Annotated in this window: 17 protein-coding genes, 1 pseudogene and 1 riboswitch; of the genes and pseudogenes, 4 read left to right on the top strand and 14 right to left on the bottom strand. The window is 63.7% G+C overall.

All coding sequences use genetic code 11. The features are described from left to right. Window positions 1-77 precede the first annotated feature (77 nt). The 10 genes from AC07XB_RS25450 to AC07XB_RS25495 form a co-directional block, all read right to left on the bottom strand. On the bottom strand, window positions 78-722 hold the full coding sequence (locus AC07XB_RS25450) for a DNA-3-methyladenine glycosylase family protein (RefSeq protein ID WP_492829682.1): 645 nt from the start codon (window positions 720-722) through the stop codon (window positions 78-80). 2 nt (window positions 723-724) lie between these two features. Beyond that, a complete protein-coding gene (locus AC07XB_RS25455) occupies window positions 725-1,276 on the bottom strand; it encodes a methylated-DNA--[protein]-cysteine S-methyltransferase (RefSeq protein ID WP_492829680.1) in 552 nt (183 codons plus the stop codon). A 53-nt stretch (window positions 1,277-1,329) separates the two neighbouring features. After that, window positions 1,330-1,506, bottom strand: a complete 177-nt coding sequence (locus AC07XB_RS25460; RefSeq protein WP_492373031.1) for a hypothetical protein — start codon at window positions 1,504-1,506, stop codon at window positions 1,330-1,332. A gap of 96 nt (window positions 1,507-1,602) precedes the next feature. Further along, window positions 1,603-2,247, bottom strand: a complete 645-nt coding sequence (gene alkB / locus AC07XB_RS25465; RefSeq protein ID WP_492829678.1) for a DNA oxidative demethylase AlkB — start codon at window positions 2,245-2,247, stop codon at window positions 1,603-1,605. A 2-nt stretch (window positions 2,248-2,249) separates the two neighbouring features. Beyond that, a complete protein-coding gene (locus AC07XB_RS25470; protein WP_492829676.1) occupies window positions 2,250-2,942 on the bottom strand; it encodes a 2OG-Fe(II) oxygenase in 693 nt (230 codons plus the stop codon). Window positions 2,943-2,968: 26 nt separating this feature from the next. Next, a complete protein-coding gene (locus AC07XB_RS25475; protein ID WP_492373028.1) occupies window positions 2,969-3,280 on the bottom strand; it encodes a methylated-DNA--[protein]-cysteine S-methyltransferase in 312 nt (103 codons plus the stop codon). 99 nt (window positions 3,281-3,379) lie between these two features. Further along, entirely contained in the window at window positions 3,380-3,955 is a 576-nt protein-coding gene (locus AC07XB_RS25480) for a hypothetical protein (RefSeq protein ID WP_492373027.1), read from the bottom strand. A 76-nt stretch (window positions 3,956-4,031) separates the two neighbouring features. Continuing rightward, a complete protein-coding gene (locus AC07XB_RS25485) occupies window positions 4,032-4,334 on the bottom strand; it encodes a hypothetical protein (RefSeq protein ID WP_492829673.1) in 303 nt (100 codons plus the stop codon). Window positions 4,335-4,338: 4 nt separating this feature from the next. Beyond that, window positions 4,339-4,506, bottom strand: a complete 168-nt coding sequence (locus tag AC07XB_RS25490; RefSeq protein ID WP_492829672.1) for an adenylyltransferase/cytidyltransferase family protein — start codon at window positions 4,504-4,506, stop codon at window positions 4,339-4,341. A gap of 187 nt (window positions 4,507-4,693) precedes the next feature. Beyond that, window positions 4,694-5,161 (bottom strand): ester cyclase, encoded by a 468-nt coding sequence (locus AC07XB_RS25495; protein WP_492373025.1) that lies wholly within the window; start codon window positions 5,159-5,161, stop codon window positions 4,694-4,696. 395 nt (window positions 5,162-5,556) lie between these two features. Here AC07XB_RS25495 and AC07XB_RS25500 point away from each other — a divergent pair, with 395 nt between their 5' ends. Next, complete coding sequence (locus AC07XB_RS25500; protein WP_492814136.1) at window positions 5,557-6,360, top strand: hypothetical protein; 804 nt, start codon at window positions 5,557-5,559, stop codon at window positions 6,358-6,360. Between the two features lie 50 nt (window positions 6,361-6,410). Continuing rightward, a pseudogene (locus AC07XB_RS25505) lies at window positions 6,411-6,662 on the top strand (hydrolase); the annotation flags it as partial. Window positions 6,663-6,957: 295 nt separating this feature from the next. Here the strand turns inward: AC07XB_RS25505 and AC07XB_RS25510 are convergent. The 3 genes from AC07XB_RS25510 to AC07XB_RS25520 are packed head-to-tail and all read right to left on the bottom strand — an operon-like array spanning window position 6,958 to window position 11,856. Further along, entirely contained in the window at window positions 6,958-8,016 is a 1,059-nt protein-coding gene (locus tag AC07XB_RS25510; RefSeq protein ID WP_492829670.1) for a HoxN/HupN/NixA family nickel/cobalt transporter, read from the bottom strand. 53 nt (window positions 8,017-8,069) lie between these two features. Further along, window positions 8,070-9,584 carry a PepSY domain-containing protein gene (locus AC07XB_RS25515; protein WP_492373022.1) on the bottom strand — a complete coding sequence of 505 codons (1,515 nt, stop codon included), beginning with the start codon at window positions 9,582-9,584 and terminating at the stop codon, window positions 8,070-8,072. 7 nt (window positions 9,585-9,591) lie between these two features. Beyond that, window positions 9,592-11,856 (bottom strand): TonB-dependent receptor, encoded by a 2,265-nt coding sequence (locus AC07XB_RS25520; RefSeq protein ID WP_492814130.1) that lies wholly within the window; start codon window positions 11,854-11,856, stop codon window positions 9,592-9,594. Window positions 11,857-11,983: 127 nt separating this feature from the next. Next, a riboswitch (cobalamin riboswitch) is annotated at window positions 11,984-12,241 on the bottom strand. A gap of 305 nt (window positions 12,242-12,546) precedes the next feature. On the opposite strand from AC07XB_RS25520, the gene AC07XB_RS25525 reads away from it, so the two are divergent. Next, window positions 12,547-14,103: a methyl-accepting chemotaxis protein gene (locus AC07XB_RS25525; protein WP_492373020.1), complete on the top strand. Its 1,557-nt coding sequence runs from the start codon at window positions 12,547-12,549 to the stop codon at window positions 14,101-14,103. Window positions 14,104-14,140: 37 nt separating this feature from the next. On the opposite strand, the gene AC07XB_RS25530 is transcribed toward AC07XB_RS25525, so the two are convergent. Further along, window positions 14,141-14,617 carry a YjjA family protein gene (locus AC07XB_RS25530; protein ID WP_174428084.1) on the bottom strand — a complete coding sequence of 159 codons (477 nt, stop codon included), beginning with the start codon at window positions 14,615-14,617 and terminating at the stop codon, window positions 14,141-14,143. A gap of 367 nt (window positions 14,618-14,984) precedes the next feature. Here AC07XB_RS25530 and AC07XB_RS25535 point away from each other — a divergent pair, with 367 nt between their 5' ends. After that, window positions 14,985-16,646: an S-layer protein gene (locus AC07XB_RS25535; RefSeq protein WP_492373019.1), complete on the top strand. Its 1,662-nt coding sequence runs from the start codon at window positions 14,985-14,987 to the stop codon at window positions 16,644-16,646. Window positions 16,647-16,656: the final 10 nt, after the last annotated feature.

The raw sequence follows: 16,656 nt of genomic DNA on the forward strand, positions 1-16,656 counted from the left end.
CCTGGAATCGTCAATCACAGAGACAGGATAGGCAGGAATTCATTCGCAAGAACTCCGATTCTTGCGAATGAATTTCATCATTTAGGCGGCAGTCGCCACAAGTACCAGGCCGCGACAGTCCGCCAGGGACTCCAGGCCCCGCCGATCTCGCGCAACTGCCGAGGTGTCGGCGCCTCCTCCAAGCCCTTCAGGCGCCGGTAACCCTCGCGCACGCCGAAGTCGTCCACCGGCAGGATGTCTGAGCGCTCCAATGAGTAGATCAGGAACATTTCGACGGTCCAGCGCCCCACGCCACGCAGGCAGACCAAGCGCTCGATCAGCGTGGCGTCAGGAAGGCGCCGAGCTTCATCGAGACTGGGCACAAATCCGTCCACGGCGGCCTGCGCAATGCCACGTATGGTGGCCAGCTTGGCGGCCGAGAAGCCGCACGCGCGCTGTGACTCAGGATCGGTCGACAGGAGTTGTGCCGGCGATGGGAAGGAGGCTCCCGGATAGAGCGCCAGCAGTCGCGCAAGAATCGCATCGCCGGCCTTGGCGTGCAACTGTTGGTAGGCGATGGCGCGCACCAAGGCTTCGTAGGGCTCGCGCGCAGGTTTGGCCTCATGTCGGCATGGGCCAACGATGGCGATATGGCGCGCCCAGTCTGCATCTAGACCGGACAAGTACTGAGAGGCCCGTTCGTACGCGCGCGGAGACAAGTCAGCTGCAATGGTATCGGCCAAGATCAGATCCCCGGCAGCATGGCAGTCTGTGGTTCGGCACGCTCTGGCGCGATCGCCCTCTCGTGTTCCAATAGCCAGCGCTTACGGGGCACCCCCCAGGCGTAACCCTTGAGGTCGCCATTGCTGGCGATGACCCGATGACACGGTACGATGATGGCGATCGGATTGGCGCCATTGGCTGCACCGATGTCGATGGCCGCGCGCGGATCGTCGAAGCCCAGTTCCTTGGCCAGCTTGCCGTAGGTCGTGGTCGTGCCGGCCGGAATGCGGCGCAGCGCGGCCCAGACCCGGCGCTGAAGCTGAGAGCCAGCGGTCTCAGTCCGCAGGGCATCCAGCGCGCCCAATTCACCCGAAAAATAGCGAGCCAAGGCTTCGGCGATCTCGGATGGGGCCGGAACTTCAACCAGCTCGACACTGCCATAGTGCTCGCGCAAGCTGCGATGCTGGCGCGCCTTGTGGTCGGCAAAATCGAGCCCGCGCACAATCTGCCGCGCATCGGTGACGAGCAGTAGGTCGCCCAGCGGCGACTCCAGATAGCTCAAGAACAATTGCATGATGCACTCCTTGTTGAATGAATCGGCGGGCACACTTGGTGTGGTCAGTCTGCTCATCTCAGGCGGGTAACGCCCCATTCTCCAAACAGGTAGGCCTCGCCGCTTTCCATGCGCAGCTCGATGGCACCGGCATCGCCGACCCGCCATTGCGCCGCGCCCATGTCCACCAACGACTGGCAATAGGCCTCAATCTGGCGGCGCGCTTCGGCCCGTTTGTTCGTCGGTTCCATGGATATCGAGTGCATGGGAGCGTCTTGGCAACTGCGGCTACTTTAGGTGTATCGTCTCGGGAAAAAACTCCGACTCTTGCTCTTGAATTCCGATGCTCATCCCGCTTTGCGGAAGGTGAAGTTGATGCGTTGACTTCCGAGCAGCGGATGCGGCTCTTCTTTTAACGGCATCACCCCGTGATAGCGCAGGCGATCGACCTCTCCCCATACCATCACATCACCGTGGTGCAGAAAAACTTTGAGCGTGGGATCGGAGCGCTCATGTCCACCAAACAGGAAGGTGGCCCTCATGCCTAAAGAGACCGAGACAATAGGTGCTTCGTAGTCCCGCTCGTTCTTGTCCTGGTGCAACGAGAGCCTCGCGCCAGGCAAGTAGCGATTCACCAGACAGGAATCTGGCTCAAAATCGGCGAATCCCGCTGCTGCCGCTGCTTCGTTGGCGAGTCGCGCGAACGCGTCGGGCATGGCAGGCCACCGCTCGCCGGTGTCCGGATCAACTGAGGTGTACCGGTAGCCACGCCGGTCTGTCGTCCATCCCAGTGCCCCGCAGTTCGTCAGCGCAACCGACATGGTGAAACCTCCAGGCGTCACCATGTGTCGAAACGGCGACATGGCCGCGATGTCAGAAATGGCGGGCATCAGTTCGCTCACATACGGCAGTGCGAATCCGCGCAGCACCAAGGCGCCTGAACCCAGGCGCAAGCGTTCGCCACTTGTCTCGAAGCGTTCACACGGCTCCATGTTCACCTCGAGTCGTGGAAGATAAGCCCCACCGTATGCCGCTTGCCGCTGCGGATGCGGCTGACGCCATGCCGCATCGCCACGTTTTTGATGCCACGCAACCCCGTCGCTGGCCGCTTGTTGACGGTGAATACCACTGCATCGCCCTGGCGCAGTGCGACGACATCGGCGCGTTGCCCTTTGGTCGAACACTCCGTCATGACGAACTCGCCACCGGCGAAGTCCCTGCCAGGTTCCGACAAGAGAATTGCCACCTGCAACGGGAAAACGTGCTCGCCGTAGAGATCCTGATGCAGGCAGTTGTAGTCACCTTCGCCATACTGGAGGATTAGCGGCGTCGGCCGCGTCTGCCCGGCCTGGTGACATCGGTCGAGGAATACATCCAGCTCATCCGGGTATCGCGTGTCGATTCCCAACTGCCGGTTCCAGCGATTTGCGATCGGCACGAGTTGGGGATACAGCGCATGCCGCAGCCAATTGAGCAGCGGTGGCAACGGGTATGTGAAGTACTTGTATTCACCCCGCCCGAATCCGTGGCGAGCCATGACGATCCGAGCGCGAAAGCCTTCCTCCTTCGAGTACAGCGCCGCGAGCTCATCGCATTGCTCCGCAGCCAGCAGGCCAGGCAAGACGGCATTTCCATGGGCATCAAGCGAACGCTCCATGTCGATCCAGTCGTAGGTCAAGCGTTCCATGGGGCTATAGCGCCCCGCATTGGCCCTCATTGCGCGCGCTCCTCGGCCAACATGGCAAGCTTGCGTTCGACACCCCAGCGATAGCCGGACACAGAGCCATCGCTGCGCACCACACGATGGCAGGGAATGACGATGGCCAACACGTTTGCGGCGCAGGCACCCGCCACGGCGCGAACGGCTGCCGGCCTGCCGAGATCCTGAGCTACTTCCAGCTGGCTTCGTCCAACGAGAACCATACCCTGCAATGTCAGGCCGACGGCGAATCGAATAGGGCCCTCTACTCGGGTTCCCGGGGCACGGAAGTTGTACTTGAACGTGGGAAAAGAACGAATTCTCATGGCAAATCGCTCGCATCGGCTTCAGGGTGTCGTAAGTGTAGAAATTCACGCCCGCTGAGAAACTCCGATCTTTGCGGTTGAATTCTTGGGCGGCGCGACTCACCAGCCGGGGTATCTGGCGATGAGTTGGAGCCAGAGCGTGAGACATCCTGCGTCTTGCATGTAGTGCAGGGCCTCGGACGCCTTCCAGGTACTAGGGACTCGCCGCAGCCAGATCGAATCGGGCCCAGACCGGTAGAGCCAAATGACGGTCGCGGCCATCATCTGCTGTTCAGGGGCCATCGCACGAAAGTCGGTACGCCAGCGCGCCATCTCTTCTGGATGGTGCCCGCCGGTACGTTCGTTGTAAGCCGCAGGGCAAACACTTCGATGATGGTCCCCACCGTGCGTTCTGGCGAACAGCTTGAACAATCGAAGCTGCCGAATTGCCTGCAGCAACGATTCGCAATAGCTCTCAGGACTTCGATGGAATGGCACTTTTGACCCTGACAACGCTTCCAGTTGCGCTGCCTCGCTCTCGTCGAGGTCGAGAAGATCGAGGACGAGGTCTTCCAGCCGCATGTCATCGAGTCTCGATGCAATGAGGTTCTGTGGCAGCAAGGCGACTCTTACTGCGGCTACCCAAGTAGCCAGCGACTGTGCAACGGGCTCTGCACACGAGATTTTATTCATCATGGAGGGCATCGCAAACGCGATGCAAGAAGTGAGGGCTGAGCCATAGGCAGATTACGTGTCCGCGATAGGGCGGCCGTCAGATGGCAAAGATAGCGTCCATCACAAGCTCACATCGGCGCACTCGTACAGCGAGGTCGTCGATGTTTTGCAGGGTCTGGCGAAGCGCACTGCTCGATGTGCGCCTTCCATATGGAAAGTAGAAAACTTCGACACCGAGACCCGCCAAGCTTCGTTCGAGCCGATAGCCTTTTTCGGTTCCGCGCCAATCATCCCCCTTGAACAGGACATTGAACCGCAGGTCCTTCCAGATCTCGACCTTGTCATTGGTGAACGCAGGATTGGCCGCATCGACATAGCGCACATTGCGGACAATCTCCAATCGCTCAGCGAGCGGAATGACAGGCTTCCCCCCCCTTGTGCTGAATCAGAACCTCGTCGGCCACGACGCCGGCGATGAGAACGTCGCAATGCTCCTTGGCTTGTCGCAGAAGATTGAGGTGCCCGATGTGAAAGAGTTCATAGGCACCGGGTGCGTAACCGATTCGAATCATGGCAGTGATGTCCTCTCGAGACTGATCGATCTCACTGTCCAGGAATCTGCGACCTCATCCTATCCGGTGCGCTCGGTTTCTGCTCAGGCATTCTGGAATCACGCAACGTGGATATGAGGTGCGCAATGAATAGGCGTCGCGCGACGCGCATACTGCACGTCGCGCCACTTCTCCTGATTCCTGGAAATCAGCCGTCGCCATTAATGGCGGCCTCCTTGATCAGCCCGAGCTGGGTCAGCGCAGCCACACCGTCGTCCAGGCCGAGTTCTTCCACGATCCTGCCGCCGATCACCTTCAGCACGGTAGTACCGGTGAAATGCATCTTGCGGCCAGTTGCGGCAGGCAGACCGCCACTCAGGAAGTCATCAAATGCCGGGCCAGTGTGGGTGCCGCCACCTTCCCACTGGCCGACGACATAGTCGCCTTCGGCAATCAGCTCTGCCGTGCCCCAGAAGTTGAGATCCGGGAACGCGGCACGAAAGTCGGTCATGAAGGCCTTGATATCCTCGCGACCACGACGAGGTTCGTGCAGCGAATACTTGAGCAGCATGTTCGGGGCGGCAATCTCATCGATCACCGCCAGATTGACGTTCTTGCCCCAGAATTCCGTGAACCAACGACCGACGACGGCCTTGTTCTGCTCTTCTTTGCTCATTGGAAAGGTCCTCACAGTTAGTTTCGGGAAGGTTCATCGAAACCATTCGATGCCCTGAGCAAGAGAATAGGCATCCCCACGTTGTTAAGAACTCCGATTCTTGCTACGCAAACCAATCCGAAGATCGACGTACCGTCTAGGCCAGTGACGGTACCTCATCGTCTGTGCGAGCGGTGCGCACTAGAGTGGCTAGCCGCTCCAGTGTCGTGTCGTGGATTCCATTGGCGCGCAAGCCTTCGCACGTGCGGAACAGATAGGCGTATTGGATTCAATCGCAAGAAACGGAGAGCGCGGCCAAGACCGGCCGCCTACTCTTCATTGCGAGCCAGTCGCGACATGTCTCGGTTCCACGCGCCCGGTATCCGCCCGGTATGTCTTCAAGCAAGGAGTCCGTCATGCCCATCAATGAAGTGCAGCCAGACGCCTATGCAGACCTTGGCGACATTTGGCTTCGGGATCAGTCGGCGAGACTCAGGCAGAAGCATCTACAGTTTGGACGGCACTATCGGATGGATGTCGAGGCGCTGCTGGCTCGAAACGCTCAAGCGACTCGAATGGACAGAGCCGCCGCAATGGCAGCCCCGAGTCATGGCCTGCCCATCGATCGCATTCGGCGGGCGACGATCGAAGCCATTGAACATTGTTCGCGGTTGAACGATCCTTTGGCGCGCATGGCGCTGCTGCCGGCGGCCACCAAATCGAGTTCGCATCCGATGCCGGCATCGGAGCCGCGCGGCGAATTGGGGTTCGCAACACCTGGTGAGTTTTCGCTCATCAACAGGCTCGGTGCTACGCCGCGCGACGAATGGATGGCGGTGCTCACGGATCTTACGGAAGTTGTCGTCGCCGATTTGCATGGCATGCCGAGCTCACTGGGCATCGCGAAAGCCGCGTCCATCGTGCAGAATCGCGCGTATCTTGAGGCGCGCGCCCGCCAGCTCCTGATTTCTCTAACCAAGGATGAGGGAGATTGGCACCTCGGGGTGATTAATTTCGGTGTCGAGGCCCAACGCCACGACTGCGAGTTTCTGATGTGTTTTGCCTTTCAGGCTGCGAACCCCGATCTCTCCGTCACGAGTCCATTTGCCGAGGTTGGATTCGCGCTGCACAAGCAATCACATGCAGATCCGATCTTCATGCTGACCATCAGAACCGCCCTCGGATATGATGCAGCGTCGGTATCGACCCTCCAGGGTTGATCCATCACATCACATCACATCACATCACATCACATCACATCACATCACATCACATCTTCGCCATGCAACGCATGGTACAGGCCGGCGTCGTGCCGGTGACCTGGCAACAGGTACTGCTCGAATGGCAACGCGACTGGGCCCGCCGCGAGACGCACGACGCCGTAATGCAAGTCGTCAGAGAGCACTCTGGCACATATGGCATGGGTGTCGACTACACCTTCACCATGGTGCACAAAGCCCCGCAGCGCATTGCCACACCGCACGAGTTGCTCGCGCCGATGCCGGCCCGGATCAGTGTCTGAGCCAGTCCCTCGTCCGCATATCCAACCTCATGACCACGCGCCACTCACTCCAGCCCGCGCCGCACGACCCGGCACGGGCGCCAACTTCTTTATTCAGGCGCGGGCACAGTGGTGGCGGCAACCGCGCGTGATCTCTTGGGGCCGCGAGCACGGCGCAGGCGGCCAGCCCGAATCCGCCCAAACGCATTCTGGGATTATGGAAATGACCGCCTTATCCTCCGATTCCGCGCTTTTGAGCTTGTAGTCGATGACGGTCGCATATCAGCGCTAAGCGGTTATCCGTCCCACCATACCTTCACCCCATCCTCACCTCGATCTCGTCATAACGCCGGACCCGGTACACCACCATCGAGATCAGCCAGCTCAGCACGAACACGCCGATGATCACATAGCCGAGCATGCCGAAATGCTCGTTCAGCTCCCCGATCACGTCCCACAGGCCGCCTTCCAGCCCGAGCTTGTCGGCGATCAGCCCGAGTGCTTCGATGCCGCCGATGACCACTGCGACCACCACCGAGACCAGCGTGATGGTCATGTTGTAGTAGAGCTTGCGGATCGGCTTGGTGAAGGCCCAGCCGTAAGCGCCTAGCATCAGGATGCCGTCGGTGGTGTCCACCAGCGACATGCCGGCGGTGAACAGGGCGGGGAACACCATGATGGTCCAGAACGGCACGCCTTTTGCCGCCTCCGCCGCCGATAGCCCGAACAGCGCCACCTCGGTGGCGGTATCGAAGCCGAGACCGAACAGCAGCCCTATCGGGAACAGGTGCCAGCTGCGGCTGGCCAGCCGGAACAGCGGGCGGAACAGCCGCGAGAGCACGCCGCGGTTGTTCAGCAGCAGGTCCAGGTCCTGCTCCTTGAGCGCTTCGCCGCGCTTGACCGCGCGGAAGGCACGCCACACGGAGATCAGGATCAGCAGGTTGAAGAAGGCCAGCAGGAACAGGAACAGCGCGGAGACGCTGGTGCCGATCATGCCGCCCACGGCTTTCATGTCGGCAAAGCGCGTTTGCAGCGCGGCGGCGGCAACCGCGATGCCGATCGACATCAGCGTGACCACGGTGGAGTGGCCGAGCGAGAAGAAGAAGCCGACCGTCACCGGGCGCTTGCCTTCCTGCATCAGCTTGCGCGTGACGTTGTCGATGGCGGCGATATGGTCGGCGTCAACGGCGTGGCGCAGGCCGAGCGTGTAGGCCAGCACGGCGGACGCCAGCAGCATGGGGTGGTCGCGCAACGCTGCCAGTGCCCACAGCCAGGCCCCCACGTTGGCGGCGATCAGGAAGACGTAGAGCGCAATGACCTTGCGGCGCACGTCGGCGTCCTGGTCGTTGAAGATGCTGGCTAGAAAGCGGAACATGAGCGGTCCGTGAAAGATGGGGAATTCTGAATGGATGGACGCCAGGCCGGGACTCAAGCCCGCCGGCGGCGCCCGCGAAACAACCTGCGCCAGCCAATCACCACGCCACTGACCGAGACTACCAGCCCGGCAACCGAAAGTAACCAGACCGTTGCATCCCAGGCCGGGCGATGGCGCACCAGCCAGCCAAAGTCCCAGCTGTGCGCGGCATGGAACAGCCATCGGTAGGCACGGCGGCTGCGGTCGCTGCGGCCCAGCAGGTTGCCGGTGTCCGGGTCGATGTACACCCACGTGGCGCAGTCGTCGTCAAAGCGCACGCGCAGCACCGGCAGCTTGCGCGGCTGGTGGTGGCTGTACCAGTAGGCGTCGTCCTCGTGCAGCAGGTCGTGGCTGGCCACGGTGGCGTCCGGCATCAGCCGCGCGGCTGCCTGGGCCAGTGTCCGGGCAGAGAGCGCCAGCGGCGCGCCGGTGTTGGCGTGATAGGCGTGCGTGGTGGCCGCGGTCGCCACCAGCATGACCGGCACGCCGGCCTGCCAGGCCAGCTTGATCTCCCTTGGAGGCAGCGCGGTGTCGGACAGCAGGCTCGCCAGCGCCGCACCATCGCCGGCGGGAAAGCGCGGCAGGGTTTCTCCGGCGTAGCGTTCCAGCGCTGGCTGCGCAAACGCGCGCCCGGGAAACCACTGATTGGGATTGACCGATAGCCAGCCGCTGGCCAGCCACGCCACGAGGAACAGCGATGCGGCCAGCCCGGCGATATGGTGCCAGGCCATCCAGCCGTGATAGGGCGACGTGCCGCCGGCGCTGCCGTGCGCAAACCGGCGGCGCACGCGTAGCCGCAGCCAGCCGATCCAGATGCCGCTGACGGCCACGGCAATGCACGCGCCGGAGGTCCACAGCACTACCTGCCGCCATAGCGGCGGGTCGGCCCGCACCGGCGTGAAGTACAGCCAGTGCGGTACCGAGCCGAGCCAGTTCCAGAACCGTTCGGCGCGGTTCGTGTCGCGCATCACCTCGCCGGTCCGGGCAGACACATACAGCTCGGAGCCGGCCGCATCGTCCAGCACAATGCGATGCAGCGGCCGCCAGGGATTGAGCCCGTTGGGCACGGTCCACTGGTCGCGCTCCGCGGTTTCCACCCAGCGCGCGCCCGCCGCGCCGGAGAAACGTTGGGCGATGGCTTGCGCGGCAACGGCATCCACCTGCTCGATGGGCGCCGCGTCGCGGGCGGAGACGGTGTAAGGCTTGCCGTTCCAGTCGATCATCCGGTAGACCGGGTGCGTGCCCATGATCTCCAGGCGCAGGCTGCGCGGAAAGCGGGTGAGGCCCGCGCTGGCCATCGCGGCATCCGGCGTGATCCTTACCCCGGGCAGGTCCAGCGGCGGGAGCCCCGCGTGGCGCTCGGTGTCGGTCAGCGCGGGAAAGGCCACGTACATCATGACCAGTCCCGAGAGAAACCACATGGCGATCAGCAGGCAGCCCGCGATCCCGGCCCAGCGGTGCACCAGGTAGAGCCAGCGGCGCGTGAAGCGCCAGCAGGCTTCACGCCAGGGCAGGGGTGTGCTTGCCATGGCCGGCCTAGAAGTAGAAGTTGGCCGTCAGCTCGGCCGCGCGCGGCCGGCCCAGCAGCCACTGGCTGCCGCTGTTGCCAGAGGATTCGGCGTAGTCGCGGTTGAACAGGTTGTACACGCGCAGCGTCAGCGCCGTCTTGCGCGATACGCGCCATTGCAGCGAGGCATCCACCACCGCGTACGACGGCATGGTGGTGGTATTGGCGTTGTTGGTGTAGCGCTTGCCCACGTAGCGCAGGCCGCTGCCTGCCTGCCACCGCGGTGCGAAGGCCCACGTCAGCCACAGGTTTGCCGCCTGCTGCGCAACGCTGGTGGGCACATTGCCATTGCGCGAGACCAGCGCGCCGTTCACGCTTTCCGCGAAGTTGTCGTAGCGGGCGCGCAGCACGGTGCCGTTGGCATCCAAGCGCAACCCGCGCATGAGTTCCACGCTGACCGAGGCCTCCAGCCCGCGCGAGGATTGCTCGCCCACCTGCACCGACAACGCCGGGTTGCTGGCGTCGCGTGTCAACAGGTTCTTCTTGACGATCTGGTAGGCGGCAAAGGTCCACTCGCCGCGCTGGTTCCAGAACGATTGCTTGACCCCGGCTTCGATCTGCCGCCCGGTGGCCAGCTTGAAATCTTTCTGTGCGTCCGAGGTGGAGATCAGTGCGCCAAGGGGATCGGTGGCGGTGGCGTACTGCGCATACACCGACAAGGCTGGCGTGAATGCGTAGACCGTGCCCGCACGCCACGTGATGTTGTTGAAGCTGCGGGTCCAGTCGTCGCCCGTGACCAGGTTGCCGCGTTCCAGCTGGGCATGGTCCAGCCGCACGCCGCCAATTACCGACCATTGCCGGGTCAGCTTGAGGCGGTCCTCGCCAAACAGCGCGGCTTGCGTGGTGTGGGTGCGAAAGCGCGGCGACGTGACAATGCCCGGCGGGCTGAAGAACTGGCCCGGGTCGAACTGGTAGGCATTGACCGTGGACGCGCCGCCATAGGGCGAGTTGTTGCTGTGAGTGAAGTTGATGCGGTTGACGTCGAACCCCACCATGGCGGTATTGGCCATGCCGAACAGCTGGCCATCGATCTTCAGGTCGGCGCGGTCGCCCACCTGTTCCTGGTCATGCAGGATCTCCAGATAGTCGGTGCGGCGCACCTGGCCCGTCGCGGGCAGGAAGGTATAGGACTCGGCGTCGCGCCAGTGGCGCTGGCTGGTGAGGTAATAGAACTGGTTGCGCACCATGACGCGCTCGTTGGGCTGCCACTGCGCCGCGAGCCGGGTCCAGCGGTCGCGGTAGGTGATGTCGGCATCGCCAACGTTGTAGTTCTTCTTGCGTAGCGAGGTGTCCAGGCTGCCGCCCGCCAGCGGCGTGCCCAGGTACTGCATCGGGTGCTGGTCGGCGTCGTCATAGGACAGCGTCAGGTTGAACTCAGGCGATACGTCCAGCCGCGCCGCGGCCGACACCGCCAGGCTGCGCGAGTCGCCCCGGTCCACCCAGCCGCCGGAGCGGCCGTAGCTGGCGTTGAAGCGGTAGGAGAGGGTCTCGTTGACCGCGCCGCCGCTGTCGAACGCCGCGCGCGCTGTTTTTTGCGTGCCGCCGGTGAGCTGCAGCTCGTTGGCGATCGGCGCGCGCATCGGCTTCTTGGGAATCACGTTGACCACGCCGCCGATCGCGCCCTCGCCAACCATGACCGAGGCCGCGCCGCGCAGCACTTCGATGCGGTCCACGGACCAGGTATCGAAGGGGAAGGTGACGGTGCCGGAGGCCACGTAGAGGCGCGTGCCATCGTACAGCTGCATCACCGAGCCTTGTCCTGCAAAGCCGCGTGCCGCGAGCGCCGTGCCGCCGTTGCCGGGCGCGCCATTGGCGGTGATGCCGGTGGCGCGGGTCACGGCCTCGCGCACCGACAAATCGCCGCGTTCGCGAATGGTGTCGCCGGACAGGACTTCCACGCTAGCGGGCGTTTCCAGCGGGGTCAGGGCAAGGCGGCTGCCGGTGCTGGTGGGCTCGGACAGCGCCAGCCCGGCCGGCTGCGAGGCGCTCCTGACTACCACTGGCGGTAGCACCGTGCTGTCGCCGCGCGACGGCTGCGATTGCGCCCGCTCTGAAGGTTGCGCATCGTCCGCCGCCCAGGCGGCATCGGCGCCCAGGCCGGCGAAGGCCCCCAGCGATAGCGCGAGCGCGCAATGATGCGCGAGCTGGCGCGGCGGCTTGGGCGCATGACGACGTTGGCGTGGCGTGACGGCCGCCGGCGAGGCGGTACAGGCAATGCGAGGGCGCGCGGACATGGACTTTCCATCATTGGCCGCGGGGGCGACCCCGCCCGGCGGCAATAAACGAACCAGCCGCGGACGAGCGCGCAGTGACGGCCGGGCGCGTGGCCAGCCGTCTCACGCCTGGCCGCCCGTCCGCAGCCCCGGTGATCGGTCGAAGGCCGGTATCCGGGCTTGCAGGGGGACGCCTGCCGCTGGGGCGCGTCCGGGGTGCCGCCTTCCCGCGCGATGATGCGCAGTGGCTGCCGCGGCCTGTTGGCGCGGCGTGACACCTTTGTACCTGCTGACCGTTGCGGGGGCAGCACAGGATTAGCCGCGGCATGGCCGGCGGCGCACCTGTTTCCCGTTTAACCCCCGCCGCGCGCTGCGCGCCGGAGGCACCTTCGAACCCTTGGCAGTCCACTAGCCAGGTAATTGCAAGTCAATTGCAATTACCGAGTGGAATGCGAGGCGCATTGTAGCCGTATTTGCGCCGCTTTCGGGGGCGGATGGCAGGTGTTTTTTTTGGCACCGTGCGGGTGCGCGAGCGTTTCGGCCTGGCACAACCTGTCGCCATTTTGGTGCTTCATGCGACATTTTCTGCGCTTCGTGGCCTTTCGTGCGGTCCTGTCGCGCCTTTCGCTAAAGAAGGCGAACCCGGCTCCGATATTCGGAGGTGCCGCATGCCTCCTGCATGACCGGCCATTGCCCCGAGAAGCGAATGCCATGAATCGTCTGACCCTGCGAAAAAAGCTGTGGATTCCCCTTGTGCTGGCCTGGCTCGGCCTGCTGTTGCTGACCGTGATGCACGCCTTCCAGACCCGCCAGCTGCAAATGGCCGATCGCCGCGGCGAGCTGGCTAACATTGTCGACATGTCGCTCTCGCTGGTGCGCGACTATGCCGAGCAGGCGCGCCAGGGCAAGATGTCCGAGGCCGATGCCAAGGCCCAGGCCACGGCCCGCGTTGCCGCGCAGCGTTATGGCAAGGATGGCTACATCACCATCGTCGGCGCGGATTCCGTGCTGTTGATGCATCCCATCAACGCCAAGCTCAACGGCAAGAACATGAGCGACTTCAAGGACGCCAAGGGCAACGCCTTGTATGCCGATATCGCGGCCCGCGGCGCGTCGGCCGAAGGCGCTGGCCACCTGGACTACTGGTGGCCCAAGCCGGGCAGCGACCAGCCGAGCCCCAAGATCGGCTACGTGGCGCGCTTCAAGCCGTGGGGCTGGGACCTGGTCGCCGGCACGTATATGGATGACGTGCAAGCGCAGTTCCGCGCCTCGCTGTATCAATCGCTGGGGCTGCTGGTGCTGCTGGGCATCGTGATTTCCGCGGTGGCCACGCTGCTGATCCGCAGCATCCAGAGCTCGGTGGGCGGCGAGCCCGCTACCGCTGCGGCCCTTGCCTTGCGCATGGCCAGCGGCGACCTCACGGCGCGCGTCGAAACCCACCCGGACGACCGCTCCAGCCTGATGTACGCCATCGGCCATATGCGCGACCAGCTCGCCGGCACGGTGGCGGGCATCCAGCAATCGGCCGATTCCATCACCTCGGCGGCCCAGGAGATCGCCTCGGGCAATAGCGATCTGTCGAGCCGCACCGAGCAGCAGGCGGCCTCGCTGCAGCAGACCGCCGCCAGCATGGAGCAGATCACCGCGACGGTGCGCCAGAACGCCGACAACGCCAAGGAGGCCAGCCAGTATGTGGCTGACGCCTCGCAGATCGCGAAGCAAGGCGGCAGCGTGGTCAGCCAGGTGGTGGACAAGATGCGCGGCATCACCGCCAGCTCGCGCAAGATCAACGACATCATCGGCGTGATCGACGGCATCGCTTTCCAGACCAATATCCTGGCGCTCAACGCCGCGGTGGAAGCCGCGCGCGCCGGCGAGCAAGGACGCGGGTTTGCGGTGGTGGCTGGGGAGGTGCGCAACCTGGCGCAGCGCAGCGCGGGCGCGGCCAAGGAAATCAAGACGCTGATCGTCGAGTCGGTGGGCCAGGTCGACAGCGGCTCGGCACTGGTGGAGCAGGCCGGGCAGACCATGGCCGAGATCGTCAACGCGGTCGGCCGCGTGACGTCGATCATGGATGGCATCGCCTCGGCCACCGCGGAGCAGCGCACCGGCATCGAGGAGGTCAATCGCGCGGTCGCGCAGATGGACCAGATGACGCAGCAGAACGCGGCGCTGGTGGAGCAGGCGAGCGCGGCCGCCACGTCGCTGGAAGACCAGGCCGGCGCGCTGCACCATGCCGTGTCGGCCTTCCGCCTGTCGGCCGCCTGAGCACTGAGCGCTGACCGGGCGCTCAGCGTGCCTGGCCCTACAGCAGCGATTTGCCCTGCGCGAGGATCTTGTCGCAGACCTGCTTGGTGACCTGGTCCTTGAGGCCGCCGCCGCTCAGGTCGAACTGCTTGCCATCGCTGCTGCTCAGGATGCCCTTGGCGCCGCTGGTGTAGCCGGCGTCGGATGTGGGAGAGTCGCCGCCGACCTTGCCCAGCAGCTTGTCTTTGACCGAGGCGGCGCCGCTGGCGCCGCCAAGGTAGTTGTTCTTCACGCAGTACTCCAGGATCCCGGCGACATTGCCGGTGCTGCCCGAACTCAGCGATTGCAGCGAGGGCATTCCACTCATCCCGCCCAGGCTGCTGCCCAGGCCGCTCAGGCCACCGGACGAACTCTCGGTGCCGCCCTGCGTGGCGCCTTTGAGCAGGTCCCCGAGCTGCGCATGCGCGGCTGCCACCGGTAGCAGCGCGGCGATCAGGATTTTCACGGCGGTGGTGCGATAGAGGCTGGCGTTCATGCGGCATCCTTCTGGCGGCGTGGAAACAGTCTTCACTATAGTGCTTGCCGCATCGGCCATCGCCTTTCGCTGCAGTGACGCTTTCTTCTCTCCGCTCTAGCCGATTTGCATGACGCGCGCATTAAGCGAGGCCTCGCGCATGCGATTGATCGTTCTGTAAGTCAGAATGTCGTGTCAGTGATACGGATTTTCCCAATTGAGTGTATCGATTTACCCAAATGCTGGATTTGTCGTCTTTGCGTCACCTCTGTGTCACGAACGCCAATCACTATCTGCGCCCACAAGAGCCTTGCCAGCGCGCCCGGACGAAAGACGCGCGGACCAGCCGGGTCAATACAAAACAGAGTCATCAGGGAAATCGAATCCAATGCGCCACACCAGATCCATCCTCGGTCTAGCGGCCTCCTTGTGCATCGCCGGCGGCTTCTACGGTTGCAACGGCAACGGCGAGCAATCCGCCAACACCGCGCCGGCCGCACCGAGCACGCCCGTCACGCCCGTTACGCCGCCGCCGGTTGCCGAAGTCACCGGCAAGTGGACCACCGGCGACCTGCACGTCCACACCATCGAATCGAACGACGCGCAGAGCCCGCTCACCACGGTGCTCGACCAGGCCTTCACTGCTAACAACCTCGACTGGATGGCCTTGTCGAACCACCTGCGCGTGTCGGATCGCGATAATACGGGCACGGCAATCCCAGGCGGCTCGATCCCATTCTCGAAGGGCCTGGCTAACTACGAAGTCCCGGCCGTCAAGCAACTGCAGGCCGATGGCCGCTACCCCGGCAAGTTGATCTTCTCGACCTTCGAGTGGGACATGCCCACCCACGATCACGTCAACGTGGGCATCTTCAGCGGTTCGCCCGCACTCGCAACGGCGGTCAAGGGCGCCAACGAATTCGAGTATTTCTTCACCAGCCGCCCCGACACCATGTTCGATCCGGCGGACGTGGCGGCCTGGAACGCCAAGGCGCCGCGCACCGCCGCCTCCAGCCACGCCGATGCGGTGCAGGCGTTCACCTGGCTCAAGACCAACTTCCCCGATACCAGCTACGCGCTGATCAACCATCCGTCGCGCAATCCAGGCAAGTACACGGCCGCCGACTACCGCGAATTCAATGACCTCGCGCCGAACATCGCGTTCGCGGTGGAAGGCATGGTCGGCAATCAGATGGAGCCCGACCGCGGCGGCTATAACAGCAGCTATGTTGATGCGAACCTCAAGTCGCGCACCTACGGCGGCGTGGACTACGTGGTCGCGCAGGTCGGCGGGATCTGGGACGCGCTGCTGGGCGACGGCCGCCGCTTCTGGAACATCGCGAATTCGGACCACCATTTCAAGACCGCCGGCGGGCTTTTCAGCAGCGGCTACTTCCCCGGCGAGTACGCCCGCAATTACGTCTGGCTGGAGGGGACCGGCATCAAGTCAGTGGTGGATGGATTACGCGCCGGCAAGGCGTTCTCGGTGTTCGGCGATCTCATCAACGCGCTGGACTTCAACGTGGCCGCGAGCGGCACCAAACGCGAGATGGGCGGTGAGCTCAAGGCCCGTGCCGGCGACAGCGTGACGGTGACCATCCGCTTCAAGAGCCCGGAGCGCAACAACTTCGAGTACCCGCTGGACAGCGGCGCCAACGTCAACGTCAAGCCCACGGTGGACCACATCGACCTGATCGCCGGCGACGTCACGCCGCGCGCCTTGCCCGGCACGCCTGGCTACAGCAAGGACACCAATGACTCCACCAAGGTCATCGCCACCTTCACCAAGGCCGACTGGAAGCTGGACAAGGACGGCTACAACACGGTGACCTACACCTTCAACGCGGCCAAGAGCCAGTACTTCCGGCTGCGCGGCACCAATCTTGGCATGAACGTGCCGGGCGAGACCGCCAACGGCAACCCGCTGCCCGACCTGAAGACGGACCTGACGGAGAACACGCCGCGCTTCAACGCCATCAACGCGCGCAACTACAACGACCTGTGGTTCTATTCGAACCCCGTGTTCGTGACTGTCGCTTCCGGCACCTGAGGTAGCTGAG

It is taken from the genome of Cupriavidus sp. GW821-FHT02F09, assembly GCF_059421605.1.

What these genes read in the sequence shown, in the direction of transcription:
- AC07XB_RS25455 (WP_492829680.1), bottom strand. Translation starts at nt 1,276, where the DNA reads ATGCAATTGTTCTTGAGCTATCTGGAGTCGCCGCTGGGCGACCTACTG.
- AC07XB_RS25460 (WP_492373031.1), bottom strand. Translation starts at nt 1,506, where the DNA reads ATGGAACCGACGAACAAACGGGCCGAAGCGCGCCGCCAGATTGAGGCC.
- alkB (WP_492829678.1), bottom strand. Translation starts at nt 2,247, where the DNA reads ATGGAGCCGTGTGAACGCTTCGAGACAAGTGGCGAACGCTTGCGCCTG.
- AC07XB_RS25470 (WP_492829676.1), bottom strand. Translation starts at nt 2,942, where the DNA reads ATGGAACGCTTGACCTACGACTGGATCGACATGGAGCGTTCGCTTGAT.
- AC07XB_RS25475 (WP_492373028.1), bottom strand. Translation starts at nt 3,280, where the DNA reads ATGAGAATTCGTTCTTTTCCCACGTTCAAGTACAACTTCCGTGCCCCG.
- AC07XB_RS25480 (WP_492373027.1), bottom strand. Translation starts at nt 3,955, where the DNA reads ATGATGAATAAAATCTCGTGTGCAGAGCCCGTTGCACAGTCGCTGGCT.
- AC07XB_RS25490 (WP_492829672.1), bottom strand. Translation starts at nt 4,506, where the DNA reads ATGATTCGAATCGGTTACGCACCCGGTGCCTATGAACTCTTTCACATC.
- AC07XB_RS25495 (WP_492373025.1), bottom strand. Translation starts at nt 5,161, where the DNA reads ATGAGCAAAGAAGAGCAGAACAAGGCCGTCGTCGGTCGTTGGTTCACG.
- AC07XB_RS25500 (WP_492814136.1), top strand. Translation starts at nt 5,557, where the DNA reads ATGCCCATCAATGAAGTGCAGCCAGACGCCTATGCAGACCTTGGCGAC.
- AC07XB_RS25510 (WP_492829670.1), bottom strand. Translation starts at nt 8,016, where the DNA reads ATGTTCCGCTTTCTAGCCAGCATCTTCAACGACCAGGACGCCGACGTG.
- AC07XB_RS25515 (WP_492373022.1), bottom strand. Translation starts at nt 9,584, where the DNA reads ATGGCAAGCACACCCCTGCCCTGGCGTGAAGCCTGCTGGCGCTTCACG.
- AC07XB_RS25520 (WP_492814130.1), bottom strand. Translation starts at nt 11,856, where the DNA reads ATGTCCGCGCGCCCTCGCATTGCCTGTACCGCCTCGCCGGCGGCCGTC.
- AC07XB_RS25525 (WP_492373020.1), top strand. Translation starts at nt 12,547, where the DNA reads ATGAATCGTCTGACCCTGCGAAAAAAGCTGTGGATTCCCCTTGTGCTG.
- AC07XB_RS25530 (WP_174428084.1), bottom strand. Translation starts at nt 14,617, where the DNA reads ATGAACGCCAGCCTCTATCGCACCACCGCCGTGAAAATCCTGATCGCC.
- AC07XB_RS25535 (WP_492373019.1), top strand. Translation starts at nt 14,985, where the DNA reads ATGCGCCACACCAGATCCATCCTCGGTCTAGCGGCCTCCTTGTGCATC.